Annotated in this window: 5 protein-coding genes and 1 pseudogene; all 6 read left to right on the forward strand. The window is 39.3% G+C overall.

Annotated elements, in window-relative coordinates:
- Positions 1–146 precede the first annotated feature (146 nt).
- Entirely contained in the window at positions 147–1469 is a 1323-nt protein-coding gene (locus tag NNC77_RS16070) for an outer membrane beta-barrel family protein (protein WP_254971839.1), read from the forward strand.
- Positions 1470–1473: 4 nt separating this feature from the next.
- Positions 1474–1665 (forward strand): DUF6734 family protein, encoded by a 192-nt coding sequence (locus NNC77_RS16750; RefSeq protein WP_367398747.1) that lies wholly within the window; start codon positions 1474–1476, stop codon positions 1663–1665.
- Positions 1620–2027 (forward strand): annotated as a pseudogene (locus NNC77_RS16755) (DUF6734 family protein); the annotation flags it as partial. The gene NNC77_RS16750 and the pseudogene NNC77_RS16755, both read left to right, overlap by 46 nt.
- A 268-nt stretch (positions 2028–2295) precedes the next feature.
- Positions 2296–3060: a type IV toxin-antitoxin system AbiEi family antitoxin domain-containing protein gene (locus tag NNC77_RS16080; RefSeq protein WP_254971837.1), complete on the forward strand. Its 765-nt coding sequence runs from the start codon at positions 2296–2298 to the stop codon at positions 3058–3060.
- Complete coding sequence (locus tag NNC77_RS16085) at positions 3047–4009, forward strand: nucleotidyl transferase AbiEii/AbiGii toxin family protein (RefSeq protein ID WP_217326989.1); 963 nt, start codon at positions 3047–3049, stop codon at positions 4007–4009. The genes NNC77_RS16080 and NNC77_RS16085 overlap by 14 nt, the downstream gene beginning before the upstream one ends.
- A gap of 102 nt (positions 4010–4111) precedes the next feature.
- On the forward strand, positions 4112–4355 hold a 244-nt coding region (locus tag NNC77_RS16090; protein WP_254971835.1), incomplete at its 3' end, for a hypothetical protein.

Raw genomic sequence — 4355 nt, forward strand, 5'->3', positions numbered from 1 at the left:
GGTATGCAAGATAAAAACAGTAAAACGAATTATGGCAGGACGAGCCTCCATCACCTTGTTGGAGAAAAAGGTTGCGCTTAAGCTTTAGCACTATGTGCACCAAAATTTGCGAAGAGCCAAATAATTCTCGCAGTAAAGCCCACCAAATGGGGCAGATGACTTTCAATGCAGACGCATGTCCATCGAATTCTTATTCCGAGTCGAATCACGATAAATACCGTTTGGAGACAATCTCCCCCTATGTGGACTGGAAACTTGATAGCTTAGGCAAAAAAGTAACGGTAAATTACAACTATATCCATGTCATTGACAAAATTAATCAGAATTTTGATTCGAGTACAGCACACAACTTCTCGAACAGCAATAATGATTATAGCTATATCGTCAATACCCTGAGCGCAGATTTAAACCTTCCGTTTACTTGGCTAAATTTTGAGTTAGGTGGAAAATATTCCCATTTCAGGACCAATAACGTCTCTGAGTTTGGAAGTAGAAATGGTTTTTTATATAAAGAAACGGTAACAGCCTTCTATGCAGATGTCAATCGAATGTTTGGTTTTTTTTACGCCAAAGCTGGTTTACGATATGAACACACCAATGATGATGGAATAACATTAGAAGGGCTGTCCGTTTCTAATAAATATGATCACTGGTTCCCATTTGCAGAAATCTCATACAATCTTTCAGATAATCATTCCTTTGCCTTAAGCTACAGCAAACGTATTGACAGACCTTCTATGAATGATATGAATCCTACACGTGTTTTTCGTAACACCTACACATACACCGAAGGTAACGATAGACTTACACCATCGGTCATGGACAATTTGGAGTTTAACTATGTGTTTAAAGGAAATTTCTCTTTTAACCTGTATTATTATCACACATCTGATGCCATACAGAATCTGACTCAGGTAGTGGATGACTTGTTCACCAAGTATTCTCCAAAGAATTGTCTTACCATTAATACTTTTGGTACAGATGCTAGTTATAATTTCTCATTTGGAAAATTCAATTTGTATTCAAGTGTATCTATGTTCTACGTTAAAGCAAAATCTTACGTTGACGAGCTGGATGACAAAGATTTGCGAAGTCTGAATACATCTTTTTCTGCCAATTTAAGTTACCATTACAAAGTTTTGAACTTTTATGCGAACTATTATCATGTGCTTCCAGGAATAGAAGAATCCTTTCACACTGGAAACATCGATTGTGTCGGCTTAGGATGCAAGATTGATATTATTAAGAACAAACTTCTTTTGAATATACAAGCCCAAGACATCTTTAGTGGTACTAAGAGCAATAACAGAACTGAATATAAAGATTATGTCTTTAGAAACAGAATAAACAATGACAACACCTCATTCCGTGTGGGATTGACTTATAATTTCGGCAAGCAAAAAGCTAAAAAGGCAGATATAAACATCAGCAACAATGAAACTAATCGCTTGCCTGATATAAAGAAATAAAAAAATGAAAATTATACAAAGTTTTTGGACCGGCAACAAGAATAGTCTGACCGATAGTTATGGATGGCTTTTACCTATATTCAACTATCTGAGCTGGATTATTAGTTGTAATCAGTTACGACGTTATTATGATGATCCGACAGTCAAGGATATGATGTTCTTATCAACAAATTGCACTTGCCATATACGGATGTAATCGTATCTCTTGACTGCCTGAATCATTATAATCCGAACTTGTTGGCATTGGCAAAAATTAAGGCCTACCAGTCTATAAAGGAACCATTTATCCATGTTGATGGCGATGTTTTCATTTGGACAAAAATTGATGAAAGCCTAAGGGATCTTGAACTCATTGTCCAGAATGAAGAAACTACAACTGACTATTATGGAAAGATGTGACGTGATATCCGTCATGCTATCAGCTATATGCCAGAGGAAATGAAACGATATGACCTTCATATTGATAACAAAGCTTATAATATGGGCATTTTTGGATGTACAGATATTGATTTTATTCAGCGATATACCTATAAGGCATTTGATTTTAACATAAAATAACGCCTAAAAAGGCAAAAAATAGCAAAATAGAGCATTTGTTTTGAGTTTCAAGTGGTTGTGGCAGTCGTTGGCTTTAGTTGGCAGTGACAAGTATGTTTCGAGTTACTCGAAACCTTTTGGGTTACTCTCAAAAGAACTTGCCTGTCGGTGATTTGTTCCTCCGTAGTCGGACAATTAAGATGGAAAGAACATATAAAAAAGCATAAAAAGTTTCTGATTTTTCTCATAAACAAATTAGATTCCATATCTTTGCGCAAAATTAGAAACAATGACAGAACTATTGAGTATATTATACAAGCTGCGGATATTCACTTTGGATGAACTTTCTGAGGCTCTGAAAAACAAGGTGAAGGCGGTGGAGGCGTTGCTCGCTCGGTACAAGCAACAAGGGTGGATTGTGGCTATACGGCGCAATACCTATTGCATGAAGGATATTGCGTCGGGTTTACCTGTTTGCGACAAGTATGAGATAGGAAGCCACTTGTCACCTACAGCTTGCATCAGTTATCATACAGCATTGGAGTTTCATGGATTGGCTCATCAACCCTTCAATGAGGTTTTTGTGAAAAGCATGACTCGCTTCAATCCCTTTTCTTTCGACGATGTGGATTATACCTATTGCCGACAAACAAAGGAAATCGTTGGTATGATGACACCCAAGGGAAACCCTTATGTGCGAGTAACGGATGTGGAGAGTACGTTGTTGGATTGCTTTGACCGCATCGACCGAGCTGGTGGTATTGAGGAATTGCTGCATTGCATGGAGGGTATCGTCTTGCTCAATGAGGAAAGGCTCGTCGATTATCTCGCAAGGTACGACAAGGCATTCCTGTACCAGAAGACAGGCTATCTGTTGGAGCGAATCAAGGAACAAGCCAACATCTCAGAATCCCTCTTGGAGCTGTGCCGAGCCAAGGGAACCAAAAGCGTCAAGTGGTTGACTAACAACGAAGAGTCGGATACATTTGTAAATAAATGGCGCATGTATGTGCCGCAAGAACTAACATCAAAGGAAGAATATGAACTCATATAACAAACAAGCTCTTGACATCATCGCCAAGGAGCAAGGCTTTATTCGCGACAACCTCGAAAAGGTGATGCGACTGGTGGAGATACTCAACTATTTCCATGACAGTCCTTTGCTGTCTAAATCTCTTGTGCTGAAAGGTGGCACAGCCATCAATCTCACCGTTTTCCAACTGCCAAGACTCTCGGTAGATATAGACCTTGACTTTACGGTGGATTGCGACCGAGAATCCATGCTCTCCATTCGCCAAGAAGTGAATAACGAGATTCTACGCTATATGGAGTCGGAGGGTTATCATCTTGCACCTGGCTCCAAGACACCGCATACGCTTGACTCATGGGTGTTTCATTATACCAATGCCGCAGGCAACAACGATGGCATCAAGATAGAAATCAACTATTCCGACCGTTGCCATATCCAGCCTGCCATAGAGACTCATGTGTCCATTCCGTTTCTGAGCGATGTGAAGGTACGTTCTCTTTCACCTGTCGAATTGTTTGCCACCAAGATAAACGCCTTGATAGGTAGAAGTGCTGCACGTGACATTTATGATGTCTATAACATGGTGAAGCATCAACTATTCGTGAGCGATGAAGAGAAAACGTTGCTGAGAAAAGCGACCGTCTTTTATCTGACTGTTGGCTCAAGCAGAAAAGACAACGCTACGCCTACGGAATATACTGACTTTCCGCAGATAGACAAGATCCGTTTTCCGCAGATTCGTTCGCAACTCTTGCCTGTGCTTAGGCGCAGTGAGCATTTTGACTTTGAAAAAGCCAAGACAGAAGTGAAAGACTTTCTCTCAAAGCTATTGGTTCTGACAGAATCAGAGAAAGAATACGTGCGGGAATTCAATGACAAGAAGTATATTCCAGAATTGCTGTTCGAGGATAAAGAGATGGTCAATAGAATCAAATTTCATCCTATGGCTTTGTGGAAGACAAGGAGTCGTTGAATGTTTTTTCTGTAAATTTTGAAAAAAGTTGTTGTTTTGCTTAGTTTTTTGATTCCCTCAACTGTATATACAGTATATGGACTATAAAACAGAGAATAGGCTATGAGTAAATATCTGATAAGTTTGATTTTGCTTTCGGTGATAAGTATGGGCGTTTCTGCCCAACGCATTACCCGACAATATAATAATGTGTCATTCTCTGCGGCATTGAAGGATTTGAATGCTCGACAGGATAAGTATGTCATCAACTTTGTGTATGACGAGTTGGAGGATTTCAAGGTGACAAAGAACATCAAAAATGAAAGTGTTCCAGATGCCATCATGAACTTGATTGGTTTTTACCCTA

It is taken from the genome of Segatella copri, from assembly GCF_024330485.1.
Lineage (GTDB): Bacteria > Bacteroidota > Bacteroidia > Bacteroidales > Bacteroidaceae > Prevotella > Prevotella copri_L.